At 60.3% G+C, this 24,483-nt stretch carries 25 protein-coding genes; 11 read left to right on the top strand and 14 right to left on the bottom strand.

The features are described 5' to 3' along the window. The gene (locus KCG45_RS04215; RefSeq protein WP_218315838.1) at positions 1-1,092 is read right to left on the bottom strand and encodes a hypothetical protein; all 1,092 of its coding nucleotides are present in this window, start codon (positions 1,090-1,092) and stop codon (positions 1-3) included. A 382-nt stretch (positions 1,093-1,474) separates the two neighbouring features. Here KCG45_RS04215 and KCG45_RS04210 point away from each other — a divergent pair, with 382 nt between their 5' ends. From KCG45_RS04210 to KCG45_RS04200, 3 genes are all read left to right on the top strand, one after another. Next, complete coding sequence (locus tag KCG45_RS04210) at positions 1,475-1,924, top strand: MaoC family dehydratase (RefSeq protein ID WP_218315837.1); 450 nt, start codon at positions 1,475-1,477, stop codon at positions 1,922-1,924. Positions 1,925-2,032: 108 nt separating this feature from the next. Next, positions 2,033-3,214 (top strand): acetyl-CoA C-acyltransferase, encoded by a 1,182-nt coding sequence (locus tag KCG45_RS04205; RefSeq protein WP_218315836.1) that lies wholly within the window; start codon positions 2,033-2,035, stop codon positions 3,212-3,214. A gap of 112 nt (positions 3,215-3,326) precedes the next feature. Beyond that, complete coding sequence (locus tag KCG45_RS04200) at positions 3,327-3,926, top strand: DUF4126 domain-containing protein (RefSeq protein ID WP_218315835.1); 600 nt, start codon at positions 3,327-3,329, stop codon at positions 3,924-3,926. 62 nt (positions 3,927-3,988) lie between these two features. Here KCG45_RS04200 and KCG45_RS04195 read toward each other — a convergent pair whose 3' ends face one another. Beyond that, positions 3,989-5,224: a polyhydroxyalkanoate depolymerase gene (locus KCG45_RS04195; protein WP_218315834.1), complete on the bottom strand. Its 1,236-nt coding sequence runs from the start codon at positions 5,222-5,224 to the stop codon at positions 3,989-3,991. A 198-nt stretch (positions 5,225-5,422) separates the two neighbouring features. Here KCG45_RS04195 and KCG45_RS04190 point away from each other — a divergent pair, with 198 nt between their 5' ends. The 4 genes from KCG45_RS04190 to KCG45_RS04175 all read left to right on the top strand — a co-directional run bounded on the left by KCG45_RS04190 (position 5,423) and on the right by KCG45_RS04175 (position 10,839). Further along, the gene (locus tag KCG45_RS04190) at positions 5,423-7,246 is read left to right on the top strand and encodes an ABC transporter transmembrane domain-containing protein (protein WP_218315833.1); all 1,824 of its coding nucleotides are present in this window, start codon (positions 5,423-5,425) and stop codon (positions 7,244-7,246) included. Between the two features lie 150 nt (positions 7,247-7,396). Then, positions 7,397-9,571 carry a M13 family metallopeptidase gene (locus tag KCG45_RS04185; protein WP_218315832.1) on the top strand — a complete coding sequence of 725 codons (2,175 nt, stop codon included), beginning with the start codon at positions 7,397-7,399 and terminating at the stop codon, positions 9,569-9,571. 64 nt (positions 9,572-9,635) lie between these two features. Then, positions 9,636-10,493: an undecaprenyl-diphosphate phosphatase gene (locus tag KCG45_RS04180; RefSeq protein WP_218315831.1), complete on the top strand. Its 858-nt coding sequence runs from the start codon at positions 9,636-9,638 to the stop codon at positions 10,491-10,493. Between the two features lie 88 nt (positions 10,494-10,581). Then, on the top strand, positions 10,582-10,839 hold the full coding sequence (locus KCG45_RS04175; RefSeq protein ID WP_218315830.1) for a hypothetical protein: 258 nt from the start codon (positions 10,582-10,584) through the stop codon (positions 10,837-10,839). Positions 10,840-10,872: 33 nt separating this feature from the next. Here the strand turns inward: KCG45_RS04175 and phhA are convergent, their stop codons facing one another. Further along, entirely contained in the window at positions 10,873-11,811 is a 939-nt protein-coding gene (phhA, locus tag KCG45_RS04170) for a phenylalanine 4-monooxygenase (protein WP_218315829.1), read from the bottom strand. Positions 11,812-11,866: 55 nt separating this feature from the next. On the opposite strand from phhA, the gene ppk2 reads away from it, so the two are divergent. From ppk2 to KCG45_RS04155, 3 genes are read left to right on the top strand one after another with little or no spacing between them, the layout of a single operon-like run. After that, positions 11,867-12,646 (top strand): polyphosphate kinase 2, encoded by a 780-nt coding sequence (ppk2, locus tag KCG45_RS04165; RefSeq protein WP_218316429.1) that lies wholly within the window; start codon positions 11,867-11,869, stop codon positions 12,644-12,646. A 57-nt stretch (positions 12,647-12,703) separates the two neighbouring features. After that, the gene (locus KCG45_RS04160) at positions 12,704-13,600 is read left to right on the top strand and encodes an SPFH domain-containing protein (RefSeq protein WP_255547942.1); all 897 of its coding nucleotides are present in this window, start codon (positions 12,704-12,706) and stop codon (positions 13,598-13,600) included. 21 nt (positions 13,601-13,621) lie between these two features. Further along, entirely contained in the window at positions 13,622-13,855 is a 234-nt protein-coding gene (locus tag KCG45_RS04155; RefSeq protein WP_218315828.1) for a type II toxin-antitoxin system antitoxin, read from the top strand. Here KCG45_RS04155 and KCG45_RS04150 read toward each other — a convergent pair. The 9 genes from KCG45_RS04150 to KCG45_RS04110 all read right to left on the bottom strand — a co-directional run bounded on the left by KCG45_RS04150 (position 13,852) and on the right by KCG45_RS04110 (position 21,717). Further along, positions 13,852-14,703, bottom strand: coding sequence for an HTD2 family dehydratase (locus tag KCG45_RS04150; protein ID WP_218315827.1), 852 nt, complete (start codon positions 14,701-14,703; stop codon positions 13,852-13,854). The genes KCG45_RS04155 and KCG45_RS04150 overlap by 4 nt on opposite strands. After that, entirely contained in the window at positions 14,703-15,929 is a 1,227-nt protein-coding gene (locus tag KCG45_RS04145; RefSeq protein WP_218315826.1) for an acetyl-CoA C-acetyltransferase, read from the bottom strand. Before KCG45_RS04145 ends, KCG45_RS04150 begins: the two co-directional genes overlap by 1 nt. After that, a complete protein-coding gene (locus tag KCG45_RS04140; protein WP_218315825.1) occupies positions 15,926-17,170 on the bottom strand; it encodes a CoA transferase in 1,245 nt (414 codons plus the stop codon). The genes KCG45_RS04145 and KCG45_RS04140 overlap by 4 nt, the downstream gene beginning before the upstream one ends. Beyond that, the gene (locus KCG45_RS04135) at positions 17,170-18,381 is read right to left on the bottom strand and encodes an acyl-CoA dehydrogenase family protein (RefSeq protein WP_218315824.1); all 1,212 of its coding nucleotides are present in this window, start codon (positions 18,379-18,381) and stop codon (positions 17,170-17,172) included. Before KCG45_RS04135 ends, KCG45_RS04140 begins: the two co-directional genes overlap by 1 nt. A 43-nt stretch (positions 18,382-18,424) precedes the next feature. Continuing rightward, positions 18,425-18,637 carry a hypothetical protein gene (locus tag KCG45_RS04130; RefSeq protein ID WP_218315823.1) on the bottom strand — a complete coding sequence of 71 codons (213 nt, stop codon included), beginning with the start codon at positions 18,635-18,637 and terminating at the stop codon, positions 18,425-18,427. Positions 18,638-18,696: 59 nt separating this feature from the next. Next, a complete protein-coding gene (locus KCG45_RS04125) occupies positions 18,697-19,047 on the bottom strand; it encodes a hypothetical protein (protein ID WP_218315822.1) in 351 nt (116 codons plus the stop codon). Between the two features lie 305 nt (positions 19,048-19,352). Beyond that, complete coding sequence (locus tag KCG45_RS04120; RefSeq protein WP_218315821.1) at positions 19,353-19,865, bottom strand: GNAT family N-acetyltransferase; 513 nt, start codon at positions 19,863-19,865, stop codon at positions 19,353-19,355. Further along, positions 19,862-20,881, bottom strand: a complete 1,020-nt coding sequence (gene ribA, locus KCG45_RS04115; protein WP_255547941.1) for a GTP cyclohydrolase II — start codon at positions 20,879-20,881, stop codon at positions 19,862-19,864. Before ribA ends, KCG45_RS04120 begins: the two co-directional genes overlap by 4 nt. 47 nt (positions 20,882-20,928) lie before the next feature. After that, positions 20,929-21,717, bottom strand: coding sequence for an exodeoxyribonuclease III (locus KCG45_RS04110; protein WP_218315820.1), 789 nt, complete (start codon positions 21,715-21,717; stop codon positions 20,929-20,931). Between the two features lie 100 nt (positions 21,718-21,817). On the opposite strand from KCG45_RS04110, the gene KCG45_RS04105 reads away from it, so the two are divergent. Next, positions 21,818-23,242 (top strand): alkaline phosphatase, encoded by a 1,425-nt coding sequence (locus KCG45_RS04105; protein ID WP_218315819.1) that lies wholly within the window; start codon positions 21,818-21,820, stop codon positions 23,240-23,242. A 234-nt stretch (positions 23,243-23,476) separates the two neighbouring features. Here the strand turns inward: KCG45_RS04105 and KCG45_RS04100 are convergent, their stop codons facing one another. Then, the gene (locus tag KCG45_RS04100; RefSeq protein ID WP_255547940.1) at positions 23,477-24,160 is read right to left on the bottom strand and encodes a LolA family protein; all 684 of its coding nucleotides are present in this window, start codon (positions 24,158-24,160) and stop codon (positions 23,477-23,479) included. Positions 24,161-24,266: 106 nt separating this feature from the next. After that, a complete protein-coding gene (rpmG, locus tag KCG45_RS04095) occupies positions 24,267-24,434 on the bottom strand; it encodes a 50S ribosomal protein L33 (RefSeq protein WP_108789883.1) in 168 nt (55 codons plus the stop codon). Positions 24,435-24,483: the final 49 nt, after the last annotated feature.

The raw sequence follows: 24,483 nt of genomic DNA, 5'->3' as shown, positions 1-24,483 counted from the left end.
TCAGGCTGCTCCGCGTATGCGCTGCAGTTTGGCGAGCGCTGCTCGCAGTTCTCGCGTGGTGTCCTGCAGATCCCCCATGGCCACAGGGATCGCATCGGATCGGTGTGCCTGGGCGTTGCCGCTTGCGAACTTTTGGCCCGTGAACATCGTGAGGCTCTTGAGCGCCTCGGCAAGCGTCGTGTCGCAATGCTTTCCAGCTATTTGATCGCGCCGCCCGGGCAATTTCTGCTGACGTTCATGCAATGCGGCGGCGAAGCGCTCAACCATCTGGATCAGGCTAAGGTCCCCGGGCGGAATGCCGCGCAGCTTCGAGATTGCGGCTTGCGGTCCCGGGCGCGAAGGCGCTTCTGCGGTTATCTCGGCTGACTCTGTTTCCGGGCTTACAGCAGTTGCGATAGGCTGGGCCGCAGTCGGCGCTGCTTCAGCCGGTTCCTGAACCCACACCGCATTCCGACCCGGTAGATCGGCAAAATCAGCGAGGCTCATATCGCGCGGCGCATCGTGATTGCTTTGAATGCTCGGGGCACAATCGCCTGCCGCGACGCTATCATCCGCAACGTGCAATCCTGAAGTCGGCTCGGCAAGCTGTTCCGGCGCATCGTCGCATTCTTGCCCGTCAAATTGTTCGGCTCCGTTGGCTCCGTCGCGGAGTTCGCCAGCTACATCGATGGATGCGGCCGAGATATCTTCCTCCAGTTCTACATCCAGATAGAGCAAATCATCGACGAGTGGTTCACCGAGCGTTTCGCTACCAAGGTCGGTCGCTAAGTCGAAGGGTTCTATTTGTCGATCGGTGCCGAATGCCATGCCCGCCCTGTTCGGCCACGCTGTGCGCTTTTGCACTGCGACCGCAGATCCCCAGGCCAGGAGACATCCCACGCAAGCTGCCAGAGCTGTCATCACGATCTGCGGAATGCTTGCCGCGATCCCGAGGCCCGCACCTGCCAGAAACTTCGATACCAGACTGTGCGGTATAACGAGCACGGACAGGCCGAACAACAATGCGCCCCAGACCGCCAAAAGGGGTGCGAACGCCCTGTGCCCGGCAATCGATCCGACATGGTCGGCAAAGCGATCTTTGATACTGCCCATACTGCCCCCGTGCGGGAGAAGCAGCGATGCCCTTACGCCGCTGCACTTCCCGCTTGCCCGTCCGATCGGAACCCCAATCGGCCCGCCGACACCGTTAAACTAATGGGGTTTGGTAAAGGCTTGGATAACGCCCATCTTCGCGGCGGATCTCGAATCGGAGCGGACCTATCCGCCGGGTCTTGCCGCCACTTGGTGCCGCCGCTCCGGCGCGTTGCGGGGAATCCCTACCTCCCTACCAAGCGATGCCGTAACGGCAGCGGCTGCGCATTGGCAGCTGCATTGCATCAACGCTTTTCGCCTGCCATGAAGCGAGCCGTATAACGCTTACGTAAACAGCCACGCGTCTTCGGGCTGCGCGGCGCAAAGAACCGAGGAGAGCTCAATGACACCGCAAGAATTGGCCGAGAAGACCGGCGAGAACATCGGCACCAGCGAATGGGTGGAGATGAGCCAGGACCGGATCAACCAGTTCGCAGATGCAACCGGCGATCATCAGTTCATCCACGTCAACGAAGAAGCCGCCAAGATGACGCCATTCGGCGGGACGATCGCGCACGGCTTTCTGACGCTGTCGATGATCCCCTATCTCGGTGCGAACAGCGAAACGCCCAAAATCGACGGCGTGAAAATGGGCGTGAATTACGGCGGCAACAAAACCCGCTTTATCGCGCCGGTGCGTGCAGGCAAACGCATCCGTGGTCACTGGAAGCTGACCGAAATGGTCGAAAAGCGGCCCGGTCAGTGGCAGCAGACCTCCGAAATCACCATCGAGATCGAAGGCGAAGACAAGCCCGCGCTGATCTGTGAATGGATCACGATGTATTTTGTGTGATTGCCACTCGTTTTTCCTGATCCTGCGCGGTCGGCTTAGCAAGGCCGCATTTTACCCCTATTGTCGCCGAAAATCCGGCGCCCCGACACTGATTGAAAGGTATTTTTGATGTCACGCGATGCAGTCATCGTTTCCACCGCCCGCACCCCTATCGGGCGGGCTTACAAGGGCGGTTTCAATGCCACCCCCGGCGCGACCCTCGGCGCGCTTTCGTTTAAGCCCGCTGTCGAGCGTGCCGGCATCGAAGGCGGAGAGATCGACGATGTCGTGTGGGGCGCTGTCCTCACGCAGGGAACGCAGGCTGGGAATATCGGCCGCCAGGTCGCGCTTCGCGGCGGCGCTCCGGTTACAGTCGCGGCGCAGACGATCGACCGTCAGTGTTCTTCGGGCCTGATGGCGATCGCCACCGCAGCCAAGCAGATCGTGGTCGACAATATGGATATCGTCGTCGGCGGCGGTCAGGATTCCATTTCGATGGTCCAGACCCCTGAGATGCGCGTTCAGATGGACCCATCGCTGCTCGCCATGCACAAAGACGTCTACATGCCGATGCTGCAAACCGCTGAAACCGTCGCTGCGCGCTACGGCATCAGCCGCGACGCGCAGGATGAATACGCGCTCCAATCGCAGATGCGCACCGCTGCGGGCCAGGAAGCGGGCAAGTTCGACGACGAGATCGTGCCGGTGACGACCACGATGATGGTCAAGGACAAGGAAAGCGGCGAGGTTTCGCAGCAGGAAGTCACCATCACCAAGGACGAAGGCAACCGCCCCTCGACCACACTCGAAGGGTTGCAGTCGCTCAATCCCGTCATGGGCCCCGACAAGGTCATCACCGCCGGCAACGCCTCGCAGCTGTCCGACGGTTCTTCGGCCAGCGTCCTGATGGAAGCCAAAGTCGCCGAGCAGAAAGGCCTGCAGCCACTCGGGCGCTATGTCGGCATGGCAGTCGCGGGTACCGAGCCTGACGAAATGGGCATCGGCCCGGTCTTTGCGATCCCGAAATTGCTCAAGCAGACGGGCCTCAAGATGGACGATATCGGCCTGTGGGAACTGAACGAGGCCTTCGCGGTGCAGGTGCTTTACTGCCGCGACAAGCTGGGCATCGACAACGACATCCTTAACGTCAATGGCGGCTCGATCTCGATCGGCCACCCCTACGGCATGACCGGCGCACGCTGCACCGGCCACGCGCTGATCGAAGGCAAGCGCCGCGGCGCGAAATACGTCGTTGTCACCATGTGTGTCGGCGGCGGCATGGGCGCAGCGGGACTGTTCGAGGTTTTCTAGGCGGTTGTTTGCGGTCGCGCTTTGACTGCCGTGACCAAGAAAATGAGGGGCGGCGCGGGAGCGATCCTGCGCCGCCTTTTTCTTTGCCCGCGTTTCTGGCTAGAGTCCCCCAATGGGGATCATGGAAATCATCGGGATCGCGGGGAGCGTCAGCCTGCTTTCGGGATGGCGGCTCTATTTGTGTGTGTTTGCGACGGGCCTCGCGATGCGGCTCAATGCGCTGCCTGTACCTGAGCATCTCGCCAGTCTTGGCGTGCTTGAAAATCCGTGGGTGATGGGTATCGCCGCGTTCGGCGCGCTGGCGGAATTCTTTGCCGACAAGGTGATGTGGCTCGATAGCGCTTGGGACACGGTCCACACGCTGGTCCGACCAGTCGGTGGTGCGCTGCTGGCACTGGCCATCGTTGATCCATCCGACCCGGCGATGCAGGTCATCGCATTTCTGCTGGGCGGCGGAGCAAGCTTTCTCGCACACGGCGGGAAGGCGAGCGCGCGAGCGGTGGTCAACACGTCGCCCGAGCCGGTGAGCAATGCGGTCGTTTCCAGCGCCGAAGATATTGCGACGGTCGGCCTCTTGTGGGCCGCCTACGAATACCCAGTGATCGCCGCCGGGATCGCGTTACTGCTTCTGGTCCTCGTGGTCGGCCTTCTCATGTTGGCACGGAAGGTAATCAAAAGGCTTTTCTTCGGAGCGCCGAGGCCGCGAGGCTGATTGCTCGATTGGCTGGGAGCCGAAACTACACGCGGATCGCGGCCCGAATGGGCTGCGGCAAATCAGGAGTGCGCCGCGATAAACTCCTCGACAACCGGTGCGACCTTGTCGCGCCAGCGGCTGCCGTTGAAGATGCCGTAATGTCCGGCGCCTTCGGCCATGTAGTACCGCTTCTTGCTTTCCTTGAGACCCGTGGCGAGCTTCAGCGCCGCGCGCGTCTGGCCAAGGCCTGAGATATCATCGCGTTCCCCTTCGATTGCGAGGAGCGCGGTGTCGGTGATCTGGGTCAGGTCTACGATCTCGCCCTTGTGGCGGAACTCACCATTCGGGATCGAGTGCTTCTGGAACACTTCTTCGACCGTCTGGAGGTAGAATTCCGCCGTCATGTCGCACACGCTGCGGTATTCGTCGTAGAAATCCTTTGTCGCCTGCGCGCTGTCCTGATCACCGGCATTGAGGTGTTTGAACATTTCGAAGTGGCTCATCATGTGGCTGCGCAGGTTCATGCTCATGAAAGCCGAAAGCTGCATCCAGCCGGGATAGACCTTACGTCCCGCGCCGCGATATTTCATCGGCACGGTCGCGATGACCGAGTTGCGGAACCATTCGATCGGGCGGTTCATAGCGTGGTCGTTGACCGAGGTCGGACATTCGCGTGTGTCGATCGGGCCGCCCATCATCGTCAGCGTCGCGGGGGCTGCCGGGGACTTGTGCTGGTTAAGCAGAGCCGTCGCAGCAAAGGCCGGGACGGATGGCTGGCATACTGCAAGCATGTGCGGCCGCTGGCCAGGTTCCTGCCCCTCGATATATTCGAGGAATTCCATCAGGTAATCGATGTAGGTGTCTAGATCGAAATCGCCCTCATGAAGCGGCACCGTCTTCGCGTCGGCCCAATCGGTGATGTACACTTCGTATTGCTGAAGCATCCGCTCGACCGTGCCGCGCAGCAGGGTGGCGTAATGCCCGCTCATCGGGGCGACGATCAGCATTTTCGGACGATTATCCGCAACTCCATCGAGCCGGAAGCGTTTGAGATCGCCGAACGGACGATTCACGACCGTCGCCTCGATCACGGGATAGAGCTTCCCGTCCACGTCAATCTCGGTGATGCCGAAAGCAGGTTTGCCGTAATCGGCTGTGGCGTGGGCAAACACGTCGAGCGCGCTCGCGGTGAGCGGAAGCGCACCGATCTTGTTAAACGGATTGGCGGGGTTCGTCAGGATCGAAGAACTGATGGAAGCCCACGAGCTGACGCTGTTCATCCAGCTGCGCTGTATTTCATAGGCGTGGTAAAGCATTGTGGGCCCCTTTAGGCTCGAACCGCAATAGTCGCGATGAGCTGTAATACGCCTTCAAACAGGCGCGCGTTACACCGTAGATGGGGTTTTTGCGCGTATTGTGCAATGCACAATAAGGGCTGGACCTGGAATAAGCGGGGGACCTGTGTGGTTTTTGCACGTGAAATTTGCGCGGCGCGTAGCTAGATCGGCGTGGAGATGGACGCGCAATCTTCCCACGATATCGAGAATGAAGGGGCAGGCCTGGCGGAGACGCCGCGCAAGCCGCGGTCACTGGCACCCTTGCGGATGGTCTACCGAGAAGCTGCGAAGTATCCCAAACAGGTCATTTTCGCGCTGATCGCGCTTGTCGTGACTGCCGCAGGCACCCTGGCCATTCCCGCCGCATCGCAATTGATCGTCGATCGCGGCTTTGGCGGCGCAGGCGGAGAGGCTGGCGATATCGGGCGCTGGTTCCGATATCTGCTGGTTATCGTTGTCGTGATTGCGCTGGGCACAGCAGCGAGGTTCTACTTCGTGAGCTGGATTGGCGAGCGCGTTGTCGCGGACATACGGCGCAAGGTGCATCGCAATCTCCTGCGCATGTCTCCCTCTTTTTACGAAGAGAACAGTCCGAAAGAAATTTCCAGCCGGATGACGTCCGATACCACCATCATCGAGACAGTGGTGGGAACGACCGTTTCCGTGGCGTTGCGCAACATCTTCCTAGGCATTGGCGGGACGATCTACCTGTTCTGGCTCTTGCCGGGTCTCACCATCTGGCTCGCCGTCGGTATCCCAGCGGTGATCCTGCCCATCGTGATTTTCGGGCGGCGGATACGCAGCATTTCCCGCGACAATCAGGACCGAGTCGCGGATGTCGGCGCCATGGTGACCGAAGTGCTGGGCGCGATGAAGATAGTTCAGAGCTTCGGTCAGCAGGAGCGCGAAGCCGACCGGTTTGGTGGTGCGGTAGAGCGAACATTCGAAACTGCGCGGCGAAGGATCGTTTTGCGCTCGATCATGACCTCGATCATCATCCTTGCAATTTTCGGTTCGATCGTTCTAATCCTCTGGCGGGGTGCGGAAGGCGTCGCTGCCGGGGACATAACCGGCGGAACCATCCTTTCTTTCATTATCGGCGCGATGATCGTTGCGGGCGCATTTGGTGCGCTGACCGAAGTTTACGGAGAACTGCTGCGCGGCGCTGGCGCGGCGAGCCGCCTAGCTGAATTGCTCGAAGCCAAGCCGAGCATTGCTCCGCCCGCGCGGCCCGAAAATCTGCCCCACCCGCCGCGAGGAAGCCTTTCGTTTCGCAACGTTACGTTCCGTTATCCCGCTCGGCCGGAAACGCCCGCGCTGAAGGATTTTACGCTCGAAATCGAACCGGGAGAAACCGTTGCGATCGTCGGACCATCGGGCGCCGGGAAGTCGACGATTTTCCAGCTAGTCGAACGATTCTACGACCCACAGCTTGGCACTATCCGGCTGGACGGGGTGCCGCTGACCAAGGCCGATCCTGCCGATATTCGCGAACGACTCGCGCTCGTTCCGCAGGACGGCGTACTGTTCAGCGCCAATGCCCGCGACAATTTACGCTATGGCCGCTGGGACGCGAGCGACGCCGAAATCTGGGAGGCCGCACGCGCCGCCAATGCCGAAGGTTTCTTGCAGGATCTTCCAGACGGCCTCGACACATATCTCGGAGAGGGCGGCACGCAGCTTTCCGGCGGACAGCAACAGCGCGTTGCCATCGCCCGCGCGCTTCTGCGGGATGCGCCGATACTTTTGCTCGACGAGGCGACCAGCGCTCTCGACGCAGAAAGCGAACAATTGGTCCAGCAGGCGCTTGAGACACTGATGCGGCAACGTACAACTCTGGTTATTGCCCACCGCCTGGCCACCGTTCGCGCGGCTGACCGGATCATCGTGCTGGAGGACGGCGAAATCGTCGAGCAAGGCAATCATGCCGAATTGTCTGCGACGGGCGGACTGTATGCACGGCTTGCAAAGCTGCAATTCGCTGCCAACGAAGCGGCATGACGAGCTGACCTAAGCCCATCCTCCCCAGCTCGTGCCGGGCGCAATTTCGACCAGCTGCTATTTGCATCGGACGAACGACCACATTGCCGCGCGCGATAAGGTAGGCCATCGCCGGACTATCAAGATCAGTTACAATCGGGACGCACCCTCATGATTCGAACGAAAGCTCTTCTGGGCGCCAGCATCGCTGCGCTCGCTCTTACCACGCCTGCCCATGCCGACAGCACGCATGCCGACACAACGCACACCATCGAAACAGTTCTGGAAGAAGCTGAGGCGAAGGGTTCCAGCACTCCCACCATGAGCTTCGGCACCTGGGGTGTCGGAACCGAATTGATCGACGAGACGGTCGATCCGGGTAATGACTTCAACGCCTATATCAATGGCAAGTGGGTCGCCGCGAACGAGATACCGGCAGATCGTCAGCGCTTCGGCGCGTTCGACCTGTTGCGTGAAGGCGCGACCGAAGATGTGCGCAAACTCGTGGAAACGCTGGTCGCGTCGAACCCCGAGCCCGGCACTCAGGCGCGACGCATTGTCGATGCCTATAACGCATATATGGACGTTGAGGCGATCGATGCCAGCGGGCTGGCCCCGGCGCAGCCGTATCTTACGGAGATTTACGGCGCGAAAGACCTGACCTCGCTCGTTTCGCTGTTCGGCAAACCGGGCTATCCCTCGCTCGTCAGCGCAGGCGTGACTATCGATGCACGCAATCCCACCGACTATGCTGTCGGGATCGGTTTCGACGGGATGGGCCTGCCCGATCGCGATTATTACCTCGTCGATTCAGAGAGCAATCTCGAAATCCGCGCCGCCTATATCGGTTACCTCACGACGGTTCTCGGCGCTGCGGGCTACGATGATGCGAAGGGCGCGGCTGAAGCCGTCTACGCTTTCGAAAGCAAAGTCGCCGCGCTCGAGTGGGCGCGCCCAATATTGCGCATGCCGCAGCTGACCTACAATGAATTGAGCCCCGAAGAACTGGCCGCGATGGCAGGCGATTTCCCGATCCAGACACTGCTCGCTTCTGCGCAGCTTGATGGACAGCCCCGTTTTCTGGCACGGCAGCTCCCGCCGACCGACGAAGAAATCGAAGCGTTGGGGCTTACGCAGGATCAGCTCGACACGATCGGCGGCGGTTTGCCCGCGATGATGCAGCTGCTCACCGAAACGCCGCTTTCGACGTTGAAGGCGTACATGGCGAAATCGTTCCTCAGGTCGAACGCAGCGGTGCTTTCGAGCGAGCTCGATGATGCGACTTTTGCGCTTTACGGGAAGACGATCAACGGACGCGAGGTGCAGCAGGAACGCTGGAAGCGCGCGATCGCGGCGGTCGAAGGTTCGCTGGGCGAGCAGCTCGGTGCGCTCTACGTCGAACAATATTTCCCGCCGGACAGCAAGGCACGGATGGATGAGCTGGTCGCAAACCTGCAGAAAGCGATGAGCGAGGCGCTCGATAACAATGAATGGATGACGCCTGCGACCATCGAAGAAGCGCGCGCCAAGCTCGAAGGGTTCGTGCCGATGATCGGCTATCCCGACGAATTCAAGACCTATGACGGGCTGGAAATTGCAGCCGACGATCCGCTGGCCAATTCGATCTCGACCGCCAAATGGTGGGACGAAGAAATGCGCTCACGCCTGGGTTCGCCGGTCGACCCCACCGAATGGGGCATGACCCCGCAGACGGTGAACGCATATTATTCGCCTCTCACCAACCGAATCGTCTTTCCCGCGGCGATCCTGCAGCCGCCATTTTTCAACGGCAGCGCGGATCCGGCGGTCAATTACGGCGGGATCGGCGCGGTGATCGGTCACGAGATCGGTCATGGCTATGACGATCAAGGCTCTCAGTTCGATGCGACCGGAACGCTCCGCAATTGGTGGCAGGATGAGGATCGCGAAGGCTTTGTCCAGTTTACCGACCGGATGGCGGAATTCATCGAATCCTATTGCCCGGTCGACAGTCCCGAGGGCCCGGTCTGCCTGCGGGGCGGCCAGTCCATGGGCGAAACACTGGGCGATGTCGTCGGCCTGCAGATGGCGTACCGTGCCTATCGCATGTCGCTGGGCGGTGAGGAGGCTCCGGTGATTGACGGATTGACCGGCGATCAGCGTTTCTTCCTTGGCTTCGGACAGATCTGGCGCGGCATGGAGCGCGAGGAATCGCTGCGTAACCGCGTGATGACGGCGAACCACCCTCCGGGCGAATTCCGCCTCAACAATGCGGTACGTCACCTCGATGCATGGTACGAGGCGTTCAACGTGACACCCGAGGACGATCTTTATCTGACCCCCGAAGAGCGCATCCGGATCTGGTAATTTTTACGGTCAAATCTCGCTAACGAATTGACTTGGCCCGCGCTTCATCCAAGGAGCGCGGGCCATGACTTTTCTACAGCTTTTCATCATTGCAGTTGTTCAGGGGATCACGGAATTTCTGCCGATCTCGTCCTCGGGCCACCTGATCCTGATCCCGTTTCTGACCGATTTTTCCGATCAGGGTCCGCTGATCGACGTCGCCGTCCATGTCGGATCGCTGCTGGCGATCATCGTCTACTTCTTCAAGGACGTGCTGGTGCTGGCCCGCGGAGGCTTCGCGAGCATCGGCGTCGGGACCGACGCACCCAATGCTCCGGCAGAGCGCAGGCTGTTCTGGTGGATCGTTCTCGGCACCATCCCTGCTGTGTTATTCGGTCTCGCGATCAAGCTCGGCGCGTTCGATTCGCTAGCGGAGACGTGGTTCGGGATTACCGTGGTTGAGGACGATCTGATGTCGTCCATCCGCTTTACCGATCTCATCGCATTCAACCTGATTGTATATGGGCTCCTCCTCGGACTTGCCGATTGGGTGGGGAAAGAGGTCAAATCGTTCGAGGACATGACGTGGCGAGACGGCCTGATCGTCGGCATCGCGCAGGCACTGGCGATCATTCCCGGAACCAGCCGCTCTGGCGTCACCATGACCGCGGCGCGGTTCCTCGGGTACAAACGCGTGGAGGCGGCGCGATTTTCATTTCTGCTGTCGATCCCGGCGGTTGCAGGTGCGGGTGTGCTCATCGTGCCCGAAATATTCGAGGCGGGATCGGTCCTGGCTTTCGATGCACTCATCGCCGGCGTGCTAACCTTCATAGCCGCATTTGCGACCATGGCGTTCCTGATGAATTTTCTGAAACGCGCGTCGATGATGGTTTTCGTGCTCTACCGCGTGGTGATGGGCTGCGCGCTATTCTATTTCTTCTGATCGTCACAGAACAAGGATTCTTGGAACCAGCACGCAATCACACGCGTTCCGCAGTTGAAGAGATAGTAAGAAAACGAAGAGTTGAGTGATGGCGTTGTTGGTGTTGATAGTAATGGGCGCGACTTTGGGCTGGCTGGCCTCGATCATCGCGCGCACCGAACAATCAGGCCAGATCCTGCGTCAGATCAGCATCGGGATCGCGGCGACACTCATTATCGGTCTGATTGCAAACAGCGGCACTTTTATCGGCGGACTTTCATTGGTTGCGCTCGGATCCGCGTTGGTCGCCGGGGTCGCCGCACTTGTCCTCTATCACACCGTGATTCGCCCCCGGATCGAAGCCTAAGGCACTGCTTCTTAGATCGTCGATGGATACCGGTCAGACCGGTGCCGCACCCGATCCCCTGCCACCCCTCAGATGATATTCCTGCGTCCCGCGGTGGATCACGTTGTCGACATCGATGATGGCAGAATTCGCGTAGGTGAAGCTCGGCGCAAGGCTGCGGTATAGCCGATCGAAATCACGCTCGACCGTCTGCTTGAACAGATCATCGAAGCTTTCGATAACGAAATAGGTCGGCTGAAGATCGCTGATGACGTAATCGGTGCGCATCACACGATCGACATTCAACATGATGCGATTGGGACTCTCGGCCTCGACTGCGAACCTCGCTTCCGTCGGTCCTGACAGGATGCCTGCTCCGTAGGCCTTGATACCGTCTGCTTCTTCGATCAGCCCGAACTCGACCGTGTACCAGTAGAGCGCGCCGAGCGCTTTCAGCCGGTTGTAATGCATCGCCTTCCACCCGGCGCGGCCATATTCCTGCATGTAATCGGCGTAGACAGGATCGGTCAGCATCGGAACATGCCCGAACACGTCGTGGAACACGTCTGGTTCCTGAATGTAGTCGAACGTCTCGCGTGTGCGGATGAAATTGCCCGCTGGAAAGCGGCGATTGGCGAGATGCCAGAAGAACACGTGGTCGGGGATCAGCATCGGGACCGGCACGACGCTCCACCCGGTCAACGTTTCCAGCTCCTCAGACAGCGCGCCGAATTCGGGAATACCGCCGCGCGACAGATCGAGCTTTTCAAGTCCTGCCATGAAGGCGCTGGCGGCACGGCCCGGAAGCACTTCCATCTGACGCGCGAACAAATCGTTCCAGATCGCGTGATCCTCGCTTGAATAATCGGTCTGCGCTGGCTCCAGCCAGTCATCGCCCAGATGCGCCGGCTTTGCGAGCGGCGCAGTAAATACGTCGCCCGGAAGATCGGGCAGGCGCGAGAAATCGGTGTCTGGATGAGCAAGTGTAGCCATGGGTACGTATTTGAGACTACCACTGACCGGAAACAAGGACAAATTGGGAGGCCGTATGGGTCTGAAAGGCAAGGATTACCGCGTACTGCTTGAACCAATGACCGAGGAACTGGTCGCCATGGCCCGCTGGGCGCGGATCACGGGCGCACGGGTCGTGGTCCTGTTCGAAGGGCGAGATACGGCCGGAAAGGGCGGTGCAATCCGGGCGGTGCGTGACAAGCTAAATCCGCGCCAGTGCCGCACTGTGGCACTCGGAAAGCCGACCGATGCCGAACGAACCCAATGGTATTTCCAGCGCTACATTGCTCACCTGCCGAGCGCTGGTGAGATCGTGCTGTTCGATCGCAGCTGGTACAACCGCGCAGGCGTTGAGAAAGTGATGGGCTTTGCAGACAACGAGCAGGTTGAGCTGTTCCTCCGCCAGGTGCCGACGTTTGAAAACATGCTGATCGACGATGGCATCCTGCTCTTCAAATACTGGCTCACAACCGATCAGGACAAACAGGAAGAGCGCTTGCGTGAACGCCTCGACGATCCGCTGAAGCGCTGGAAACTTTCGCCCATCGATCTTGCTGCACGCGAGAAATACGACGCGTATACAGAGGCTCGCGAGGCCATGCTGAGGACGACCCATACCCGTCATGCGCCGTGGACACTGGTCGATTTCAACGATCAGAAGCGCGGGCGGCTTACCCTGATCCGCGATCTGCTCGATCGATTGCCCGACACTCGCTGCGAGCCGCCGGAAATTGATTTTCCGGAACTTGGTCGGGAGCCAGAACCGGAAAGCTTCACCGTGCTGAAGCCGATCGAGAAATACCCGGTCAACGATTGACCTGCGCTCTCTTTCGATATAAAGATGATATCATAATTATATCGAAGGGGAAAACGTATGACAAATGATGCGCATGCGATGGCGATCAGCAAGGAACGTCGCGGTACCAGCTACAATGGCTATGTGATGATCCTGGTGGTGCTTGCCACGCTGGTCTTGCCGTTGTTTTTGGCGATCACCTTCGGCGCACCCAAGGAAGGCGTCGTTGCCAGTATCATTTCGGGCCTCGTCCTATCGCTCCTGTTGAGTATCGGCTTCTTCATGATCCAGCCCAACCAGGCGGTCGTGATAACCCTGTTCGGCGAATATCGCGGGACTTCTCGAAAGGAGGGGCTGCAATGGGTCTGGCCGTGGATGATGAAAGAAAAAGTGAGCGTTCGCGCTCACAACATCCATTCCGAGAAGGTCAAGATCAACGATCTGCGAGGCAATCCGATCGAGATCGCATGCAATGTCGTATGGCGCGTTTCCGATACCGCGCAGGCAGTGTTCGATGTCGATGATTACAAGGAGTTCGTGAACATCCAGATCGAGGCGGGCCTGCGGACAGTCGGTGCGCGCCATCCCTATGATGACATGTCAGACGAAGACAAAACGACGCTCAGGGGCAGCGCCGATGTCGTGAACCAGGAATTGATCGAGGAGCTAAACGAGCGTCTCAAGGTCGCAGGGATCGTGGTCGACGAGGCCGGGCTGACGCATTTGGCCTATGCTTCGGAAATTGCCGGTGCGATGCTCAGACGTCAACAGGCCGACGCCGTGATCGCGGCGCGTCAGAAAGTGGTCATTGGGGCGGTCGGAATGGTCGAGGATGCGCTTCAGAAGCTTTCGAATGACGGCATCGTCGAACTAGACGATGAACGCCGCGCCGCGATGGTGTCCAACCTCATGGTTGTCCTGTGCGGCGATCGCGAAGCACAGCCAGTCGTCAACGCCGGCACGCTTTACCAGTAACCTCCCGCAAAGGAGGCAGCCATGGCTGCGCCTTCCCAAAGACCGGGCAAGAAACCAGCGAAAAAAGCCTTCGCTCTCCGGCTCGACCCGGCGGTCCACGCTGCGGTCGAGCGGTTGGCGGGGGCCGAATTGCGATCGGCCAATGCACAGATCGAGATGCTGCTGCGCGAAGCGCTGGAGGCGCGCGGGGTCGATGCGGGACGAACCAGGCCGCCCCGACGCGGGAGGCCGCCGAAGAGCGGCGATGGCGGCTAAACCGCTGCGACCGCTTTCATGATTTGCCGACCATCTTGGGCGAATGCGCCCAGTTCATACTGCGAACCGCCTCCGCGCATGGCGAGGATCAATTCTTCTCCAGCGATCGCAGGAGACATACCGCGAAATTCGAAGGTCCTGAGGTGATTGTCGCCAAGCTTCTCTGCCGCAACTTGCAGTAACAGACTAGCGGTAAGCGGCCCGTGTACGACCAGCCCGCGATACCTTTCGACGGCGCGCGCATAGGGAGCATCGTAATGAATGCGGTGCGTGTTGAAGGTGAGCGCCGAGTAACGAAACAAAAGACGCGGATCAGGGGTCAGAGCCTTGTGGACGTCCCATGCATCGCGGTCAAAGTGTCCTTCTCCCAAGGGGGGCGGGCTGAGGGCGGCATCGGATAAGGCCGCCTCCCTGTAGACCAGGGTTTGCGTCTCCAGGACCGCTAGCGTTCCATTCGCTTGCGTTTCGTGCTCGACATCGACGAAGGCAAGCCGACCGGTGCTGCCCGTTTTCTCCGTGATCGAGGCGACCCGGCTGGTCCGCGTGACGACCGCGCCAATGGTCAGCGGCGCGCGAAAGTGCAGCCTGCTCGATGCCCACATTCGGCGCGGCATCGGGAAAGGAGGGAGAAAGCTGTCGGCACTCTCGTCGCGGGCCGGATGACCGTCCTCGCCCAGCTCCGCGGTGGGCGTATCGGGCGTGCAGAGTGCGAAGTGGATGCCCTGCGGCATTATGCCCGACGCCGAAGCGGGAAGGTCGAAGGTCGCGAGCCAGCGCTTTGCAAGTCCCTCGTCCAGCCGATCGCTCAATTGTTGCTCGCGACCGATCCACTTTTCGAAACCGCTCATTATGCCGCCCGTTCGAACACCGCTGCAATGCCCTGGCCGCCGCCGATGCACATCGTCTCCAGCCCATATCGGCTTCCGCGCCGGTGCATTTCGGCCGCCATATCGGCGAGAATCCGCCCGCCCGTCGCGCCGATAGGGTGGCCGAGCGAGATGCCCGAGCCGTTGACGTTGAGAATCTCGCGGCGACTGTCGTCCGTGCTCCAGCCCCAGCCTTTGAGCACTGCCAACACTTGCGGGGCAAAAGCCTCGTTGAGTTCGATCAAATCAATATCGTCCCACGAATATCCGCGCCGCTCGAACAGACGCTCGACCGCCGGGACGGGGCCGATGCCCATGCGGCTTGGATCGCAGCCTGCCGCCGCCCAGCCGCCGAACCACAGGGAAGGTTCGAGGCCGAGATCTTCCAGCTTGTCTTCCGCAACGACGAGGCAAGCCGCAGCCGCATCGTTCTGCTGACTGGCATTGCCTGCGGTGACGATCGCGTCGGGATCCCGCTTGCCATCAATGGGTCGCAATTTGGCGAGTGTCTCAATCGAGGCATCGGCCCGGTACCCTTCGTCATGATCGAAGACAACGGGATCGCCGCGGCGCTGCGGGACTTCGACCGGCACAAGCTGATCTTCGAACTTGCCCGCTTCCCATGCCGCCGCTGCATTCTGGTGGCTGCGCACCGCATAGGCATCTGCCTCTTCGCGCGAAATGCTGTAATCCTTGGCAAGATTTTCCGCCGTCTCGATCATGCCAGTGATGATTCCGAAGCGTTCTATCGGCTGGCTCATCAGACGCCCGCGCGAGAGCCGGTCGTGCAGAGTGATGTCTCCCATGCGCGCGCCGCCGCGACCTTGCAGCGTGTAATGTTCGACATTGGACATGCTCTCGCACCCGCCTGCGACAACCACGTCGGCCATGCCGGTTTCAACCATCATGGCCGCGTTGGCGATCGCCTGCAGGCCCGATCCACACCGCCGATCGAGCTGATAGCCTGGCACTTCAAGCGGAAGTCCCGCAGCCAGCCACGACCAATGCCCAATGGCAGGCGCCTCCGCATTGCCGTAGCCCTGCGAGAATACAACATCATCGACGCGCGAGGGATCGATGCCGGAACGCTCGACAAGAGCCTTCAAGATGATTGCCCCCAGTTCGCCTGCGTTTAGGCTGGAGAGCCCTCCGAGGAACTTTCCCACCGGCGTGCGCAGAGGCGATACGATCGCTGCTCTTCTGGTCATGCTCTGTCCTTGTCACTCAATGCCACTGTTCCTGCGTCAACCAGCTTGCCTATTGCGCCGCTGGAAAGGCCCAGCCGCTCGGCCAGCACCTCTTCGGAATGCTGGCCAAGATACGGAGCCGGAGCCGGATCGCCGACTTCCCGGCCTGGCAGATTCGCGAAGCTTCGCGTGGCCGGGTATTCGAACCCCGATGGATTTTTAGGGGAGGGACCGAAAAGCGGATTGTGGTCCACCAGCACGGGATCGGTCGCCGCTTCGTGTGCGGTTCGATAGCGTTCGAAAGTGCAGCCATTGGCCGCCATCAGCGATTCCAGCGCTTGGTAGTTGTGGCTGCCCGCGACCTTCTGGAACAGCTCGAAAAGCCGGTGGCGATGTTTGAATCGCGGATCATCGCCATCCGCAAACCTAACGCCGACTTCGGCTTCGAGTTGGCCGATGGGGGTCTCCAGCCCGAACGCCTTGACCAACCCGGCCCATTGTTTGGCCGTAAGCGCTGCGACCATGAAACGAATGCCGTCCTTGGACCGAAAATCGCGCCCGAACGCTCCCCAGATGGCATTGCCAAGCCGCTCCCGATCACCGCCGCGAAACAGCATTTCCGCCATCAAGCCCGAATTCGCTACGGTGCCGATGGCGACATCGCCCAGCGGCACGCGCACTTCGCTGCCCGGCCCGCCCGCGTCGCGGTGGCGCAAGGCCGCCAAAAGGGCGAATGCGCAATATGCACCAGTGATGAAATCCCATGCAGGTAAAACCTGGTTGACCGGCGGTGCGGTCTTCATGTCCCAGTCTTCGGGTCCGGCCATGAGCGGGTACCCGCTCGCTGCGTTGACGGTGAAATCCATCGCCTGACGTCCATCGTGCCAGCCCATGATCCGCACCGAGGTCATTTCTGGCGAGCCATCGGGCTGCGCGGCCTTCATCGCGGCGTGGCTGAGAAAACTTTTCTCCGGCAGGTTGGTGATGCATTGCCCGGTCTTTGCTGCGAGTTCGACGCAGATTTCTCGGCCCTCTCCGCTGCGCAGATCGAGGGCAACAGATTTTTTCGCCCGGTTGAGGTTCTCCCAGCTCAGCGAGCGCCCTTCTTCGGTTAGCATGTACCGATCGTAGTCGAGCCCGCCTGCCTTGTGATCGACGCGAATGACTTCGGCACCCATCTGGGCGCAATAGAGGCCGGCGGTTGGGGATGCGACGAAGCTCGACACCTCGATGATCGAGAGGCCGCTGAGAAGTTTGTACATTAAGCGGCGGACCCGTGCTGCGCTTCCCATTCGCGCAGCATATGCTTGGCGATCTGGAGCTGGAGGATCTGCGTGGTGCCTTCATAAATCCGATAAATCCGCGCATCGCGGTAAAACCGCTCGGCATCGTATTCGGCGAGATAGCCTGCGCCGCCGTAAATCTGCACTACCCGATCGACGACACGGCCGCACATTTCGGAAGCGAAAACCTTGAATGCGGCAGCTTTGGTAATGATGTTCTCGCCCCGGTCGGCGCGCTCGGTCACGTCCCTCATCATGCATTCGGCGGCATAAATCTCCGTCTCGCTGTCCGCGAGCATCGCCTGGATCAGCTGGAAACGGGCTATCGGTTCGCCGAATGCCTTGCGTTCATTGGCATAGCGCAGGGCGGAATTGAGAGCGCGGCGGGCGTAACCAGTTGCCGCTGCACCTACCGATATACGACCGTTGTCGAGACTTTGCATCGCGAACCGGAAACCCTTGCCGGTCTCGCCGCCCAGTAGCGCATCGCCCGTAACCTTCACATCGTCGAGCATGATGTCCGAGATATGGCTGCCGGACTGGCCCATTTTTCTGTCCGGCGATCCGGTCGAAATGCCCGGCGTATTCATCGGCACCAGGAAAGCACTGACATGAGCATTCTTGGGCAACGCCTCTTTGTCGGTGCGCGCCATGATCAGAGCGACGTCCGCGTGCGGTGCGTTGGTGATGTAGCGCTTGGTCCCGTTGAGCACCCAGCCATTACCATCGGGATTGGGCGTCGCGGTCGTCTGCATCGCCGCGCTGTCGCTGCCGGATCCCGGCTCGGTAAGGCCGAAACAAGCGATTTTTCCCTCGACCAGCTTGGGATACCATTCCTGTCGCTGTTCTTCGGTAGCGCCGTTTTTCAGCGCGCTCGCGAACATGCCGACATTGATCGAGAAGATGGAGCGGAACGCGGGCGCGGCGTAGCTCATGGCGTTTACCACCCGCGCATATTGCGTGACGTTGAGGCCCGCGCCGCCATATTCTTCAGGCACGCTGATGCCGAACAGACCCATTTCGCGCATCTCGTCGACGATCTCCGGCGGTACTGCATCGGCCTCGATCATGTCCGCTTCTGCTGGGATCAGCCGTTCCTTGACATAGCGGTCGAGCTGTTCAGCGAATTGTTCGAACGTATCGTCGTCCATGCCGGGATTGGATCGAACAGGATTGGTCGGGGCATTCATCGCACGTGGGTCCTTTGGGCTAGGATCGGCCTTGTGGCCGCATTTATTCGGCGCTGTCGCCTGTCAATTCGGAGCTTTGTCGCGCGGTCGGTTCGTCACTCGCCAGCTGGCCGGACTCTGGCGCTGCTTGTTCGGGAAAGCGGCGCTCGCCGAGCATCTCGGCTGCCTCCTCCAGCGCGCGCTTCTCTCCTGCGCTGACTTCACCAGGCGCGGCGCCCGGAGGTTCGCTGCAAGCGGCCAGCGCGGCGCACGCCAAACCAAGCCCCGCAATCCGACCTGTCCCAGATCGAAGCGCGAGCCTGGTGAGCGACGAGATCACTCGACCTCAAGCGATGAGGCTGCATCCGCTGCGGCTGCGGCATCGGCTGCATCGGCTGCAGCGGCTGCTTCTGCAGCCTCGGCGGCTTCAACGGCTGCCGCGACATCCTCGGCCGCGTCTGCGGCTTCGGTCGCTGTCTGGGTGTCGACCGCGGCGGGTTCTTCGACATTGTCGAGGTTGGCTGCGGGATCTTCAACTGGCTCCTCTGTCACCGGTTCGAGCGCTTCGTCGGCGGGAATTTCAACGGTATCGACTTCGAGGTCGCTCGATGCGTCATCGGAGCTTCCGCAGGCAGCGAGTGCTGCAGAGGCGGCGCCGACCAAGGCGAAGCGGGTGAAATTCTTCATGGATCATCCTCCTAATTATACGATCACGAACAAACGCAGCTGCTCGGTCTAGGCCGGGTGTAGCGAAGAGGGTGGCCAATCGCCAAGCGGGAATTGCGGTAGATGGGCGCGGCGATATGGAGCGCCGGCACATCATGGTTAACGTATCCTCAACCCTCTTTTGGTAGGGAGAGGCATGTCTCGATTGAACACTTCCGAGCGGCCTGAACCGATACTGTCCCAGCCTTTGATCTGGGCCAGCGTTGTGGTCATGGTTCTCTGTGTCACGGCAATCGTTGCGGCGGCCTTCCTGGCCTGACACCTTTTCAGCCAAAAGCAGGTGCGTAGCTTACTTCGCCCTTGGGCCATTCCCCATCGAGCAGAAGGCTCTGGAAGAATTCGGGCGGCGGTCCGGGATAGGTCAGCTGCGGCTTATGCTCGAATCCGAAGCGCGGGTAATACACATTGCTGCCGAGCAGGACTATTCCCTTCGCGCCCCTTTGACGCAGGTCCGCGATACCCCGCTTGATGAGCGCGCCGCCGATACCGCGCTGCTGGATTTCTGGCCAGACCGAGACCGGCCCCAGACCAAACCAGTCGTGCGCGCCGTCGGTTATGGTGACGGGGGAGAACGCGATATGACCGACGATCCGCTCACCGTCTTCGGCGACCAGAGACAAGGTCAGGTCGCCATCGCCGCGGAGACGATCGACCAGATGCTGCTCGTCGCCTTCGGAGAACGGCATCTCCTTGAAAGCTGCTTCGGTCAGCGCATGGATGATGTCCACATCGCCGGGCGCTTCCGGGCGGATCGTTATCGGGATTTCGGGGCCGTTCATTTCAGCAAGTGTCCCGATCTGTCGCGCTTCGTGGCCAGATAGTGCGCATTATGCGGATTATCGGGAAGCTGATGCTGAACCCTCTCGGTCACATTGATCCCTGCCTGCTCCAGCGCTTCGACCTTTGCCGGATTGTTGGTCATCAGGCGGATCGTCGTTGCGCCGAGCAATTGTAGCATCCGCGCTGCTGTCGCAAAATCGCGCGCTTCATCCGGCAGGCCCAGGCGCTGGTTTGCATCTACGGTGTCGAAGCCTTCGTCCTGCAGGCGGTAAGCGCGCAGCTTGTTCACGAGTCCGATTCCGCGACCCTCCTGCCGCATATAGAGAAGCGCACCCCAGCCGCCATCCGCCTCGGCATGGTCGGCCATCGCCCGCAGCGCCGCATCGAGCTGCGGTCCGCAATCGCATTTGAGGCTGCCGAGGATGTCGCCGGTGAGGCATTCGGAATGGAGCCTGACCAATGGAGCGCTGTCGCCGCGCTGCTTCCCGATGATCAGCGCGACATGTTCGCGCGTGTCCGCCGATGATCGGAACGCGACGATTTCGGCAGTGTCGCTCGCACTGACCGGCAACCGGGCCCGCGTGATGATTTTGAGCGCTCCTGCATCGGCGTAGTGAACGAGGTCGCTTGCGGCGATGGGCTGCGCCTCGCCCGCATTGTCGGGATCGACCATGAAAGCGGGGAGGATTCCGGCGATGCGGGCCAACTCCATTGCGGCTTTCGCTGCTACCTCCCATTCGATCGCCTCGGCTTTGAACGGTCCTTTCAATGGGTTGCGAAGGTCGAGCGCAGGGTCCGCAATCGGCACCGCCGCACTCATGTCGAACCGCTCGCCGCCGCGAATGAGGACCGGCTCATGCGGAGCCGCCGCCTCAAGCTGGTTGGCGAGTTTGAGCGTTACCGCGCGCGCCGATGAAATCAGCATGCGGCTTGCTGTGGCTCCGCTTGCAATGGCTGTCTCCACCGGAAGCAGCACGGGGCCATTCGCAAAGGCGAGTGGCCAGCCATGGCGCAAGGCATCGACCGCCTGCGCGGCTCGCCGGGCCGGTGTCGCGGATTCAATCAGAGAGCGAACTCCGTGACGAGTGGGATGTGGTCCGATGGCTTTTCCCAGCTGCGGGCTTCTTCGAGGATGCGGTGGGAGATCGCCTGTCTTGCAAGATCGGGGCTTGCCCACATGTGATCGAGCCTGCGCCCCCGGTCGTTCTTGCGCCAATCGGGTGAGCGATAGGACCACCAGCTGAAATAGCGTTCCGGATCGCGGATATGCTCGCGCCCGATGTCCGTCCAGCCATGCGCGTCCTTGAATTCCTGCAGGGTATCCACTTCGAGCGGAGTATGGCTGACCACCTTCAGCAGCTGCTTGTGGCTCCAGACATCGCTTTCGAGCGGTGCGATGTTGAAATCGCCCACGATCAGCGTCGGCCGATCGATCGATCCTGCCCAGCGCGTCATCCGCTCCAGAAAATCGAGCTTCTGGCCGAATTTCGCATTTACCTCGCGGTCGGGCACATCCCCGCCAGCGGGCACGTAAACGTTCTCGACAATCATGTCCTTGCCGATGATCTCCGCACCGACATGGCGAGCCTCGCCATTGTCCTGCCAATCATGCCGGGAAACTTCGCGCAGCGGCAGGCGGCTGACAGTGGCGACACCGTGATAGCCTTTCTGCCCATGGACCGCCTGATGTTCGTAGCCCAAAGCTGCCAACGCTTCGGCCGGGAACTGGTGCTCCTGGCATTTGATTTCTTGCAGGCAGAGAATGTCGGGCGCTTCTTCGCGCAGATATTTCTCGACGAGCGGCAAGCGCAGGCGGACGGAATTGATGTTCCAGGTAGCAACAGAGACCATGCACAGCGATTTAGGATGACATGCGCGGAAACTCCACCTTTCACTTTCCCGTAGCATTCGCATCCGATAGCGAAGGGCACGCCTTAGGAGATTCCAGCCGATGATACGTCCCTTCAAACTCGCCCTGCTGACCGCATCTGCCGCCCTGCCGCTCGCCGCCTGTACGCCTTCCGAAGGATCGGCCCCGCTGCAAAGTGCGAGCGCAACTGCGCCCGAAGCTCAGCGCACCGCCAAGAATGTCATCCTCTTCATTGGCGATGGCATGGGCATTTCAACCATCACTGCGGCACGCATTTACGAAGGGCAAAAACGCGGCGAGAGCGGGGAGGAAAACCTCCTGAGCTTCGAGGGTTTCGAGAATGTCGCGCTGGTGAAAACTTACAACACCAATGCGCAGGTTCCCGACAGCGCGGGCACAGCCACGGCAATGCATTCGGGGCAGAAAACACAGATCGGGCTTTTGGGCGTCGGCCCAGAAACAGTGCGCGGGGATTGCGCATCCGGCCTCGCCAATCCGCTTCCGCTGCTGGGTGAGGAGGTGAAGGAAAACGGTCTCGCGCTCGGCATCGTCTCCACTGCTCGCATCACCCACGCCACGCCTGCTAGCGTTTATGCGCGCAGCGCAGATCGCGGCTGGGAGGCGGACGCAGCTATGCCCGAAGATCAACGGGGCCTCGGATGCAACGACATTGCGACGCAGCTTGTAGAAGCGGAATGGGACGTCGCATTGGGAGGCGGCACTGCGGCGTTCTTCGGACCGGAAAAAGGCGGTCGCCGCGCCGAGCCGGGCGCAGACCTGCCGGCAGCGTGGGCCTCGCGAACGGGCGGGACCTATGTGACGGACAAGGCTTCGCTGGCCACTGCCCCCACGGACAGACCGGTGCTGGGCCTCTTCGACGCGAGCCACATGGATTACATGGCCGATGCCGAACGTGACGAGAGCGAGCCGAGCCTGACCGAGATGACCGCGCAAGCCATCGCAAGGCTAAAGAGCGATCCCGATGGCTATTATCTGATGGTCGAGGGTGGCCGTATTGACCACGCCCACCATGCGGGCCGGGCAGGCTACGCACTCGAAGAGACGCTCGAATTTGCGCGCGCCGTCCAGTACGCCATCGACAACACCGACCCGGATGAAACGCTCATCATGGTGACCGCCGATCACAGCCACGTATTCACGATCGCCGGCTACCCTCGGCGTGGAAACGATATCCTTGGTCTGGTGGTCCCGCCGGCTGAAGCGGGCGACGAGGTCGCGCAGGCCGCTACCGCCGAGGACGGGAAGCCATATACGACGCTCGGCTATGCCAATGGCCCTGGCTCGATTGCGAACCTCGCAGAACGGCCAGTTCCTGAAACCGGCATTGAGGCGCGCCAGCAGGCGGCAATACCCACCGGCAGCGAAACACATGCCGGGGAAGATGTGGCGCTCTATGCCAGCGGCCCCGGTTCCGAAAACGCACGCGGCGTGATCGAACAGAATGTCATCTACGACATCATTCGCAGCGCGTTCGGCTGGCAGTGATCGATTTTAATCGAAGTTAGCAAAAGAAAACCCCTGTCCCGGGGGCGGTGGGACAGGGGCTCCTTTTAGCGTTCGTCACGCTTGCACAAATCGGCTTTTTCAAAGAATGGGCAACAGGGGGGAAACCCGCTCCTCGACCGACTTGTGCAGTATTAATACTAGGTTTTCACTTGCGCGTACATGAATTTCGACTGGAACTTGTCGCAATCTTACAACTTCTAAAGGTTGAAGCGTTCACCGTGGTCGACGAGATGATCTGCGCGGATCGCGGAACTCGAAAGCACTCTCGGCAACCGTCATTCCATACCGGTGATTCGAAAGCCTGACGGTTGTACGGTAGTTTTGAGCATCGAGGGCGACCCAATGTGTCAGCTCGAGGCCTCCTGGCGCACTGGAATTGCGCACGAAAATAAGATTGATAACACCAAACTCGGGTCGATCCGGGTCACGAACCTCGATGCTGAGCACGTCCGGATTGCCAGTCGGGTTCAGTTTACCGTATTTCTTCATGTCGCGGCTGGGATCGAGCAGGGCGCCAAGAGGCGATTTCCTGATCGGCCAGCGTTCAACCTGCCGAACCTCGTAATCGACCATGTAGAGCGACCGGCCATTGGACACGACCAGCAGGTCTGCATCCTTACCATAATCGAACCGAATCTTGCCCGGTCGTTTTAATGTCATCGTGCCATTCGCGACATTGCCAGCACGGTCGGTCTGCGAAAAATTGGCGCGCATGGTGGAAATCGCGCGAAGCGCGGCGACGGCGCGGTCAAGATCGGCGTTGCTCGTCTGCGCTTTTGCAGCCGGTACGGGTTCGAATGGCAGAGCTGCGGGAAGCGTCAGCGCAAGCGCGCCCGCAATCCCAGCGGTGGTTATCCGGGCGAGCCGGCTGGAAAGAAAACTGTTCAGCATTGTCATGCCTCGATCACTAGGGACGAAGCGTTGAACTGTGGCTGAACTGGAGAGAATTCAAGGGGCAAGGTGAATGCGTCTCAAGCGCGGCTCACCTCGTTCAGACGAAGTCTTACTTGATCTTCGCTTCTTTGAATTCGACGTGCTTTCTCGCGACCGGATCGTATTTCCGGAACACCATCTTCTCGGTGATGTTGCGCGGATTCTTCTTGGTCGTGTAATAAAAGCCCGTGCCCTCGGTCGAGACGAGCTTGATCTTGACGGTTGCGGGCTTCGCCATGGCGGTATCCTAAATCTGTCTGGTGGGCCGATATCGGCCAGAAAATATA

This window comes from Erythrobacter ani (genome assembly GCF_019204025.1).
Classification (GTDB): Bacteria; Pseudomonadota; Alphaproteobacteria; order Sphingomonadales; family Sphingomonadaceae; genus Erythrobacter; species Erythrobacter ani.
The sequence above is the reverse complement of the archived record's forward strand: the minus strand, read 5'-3'. Positions and strand labels throughout refer to the sequence as shown.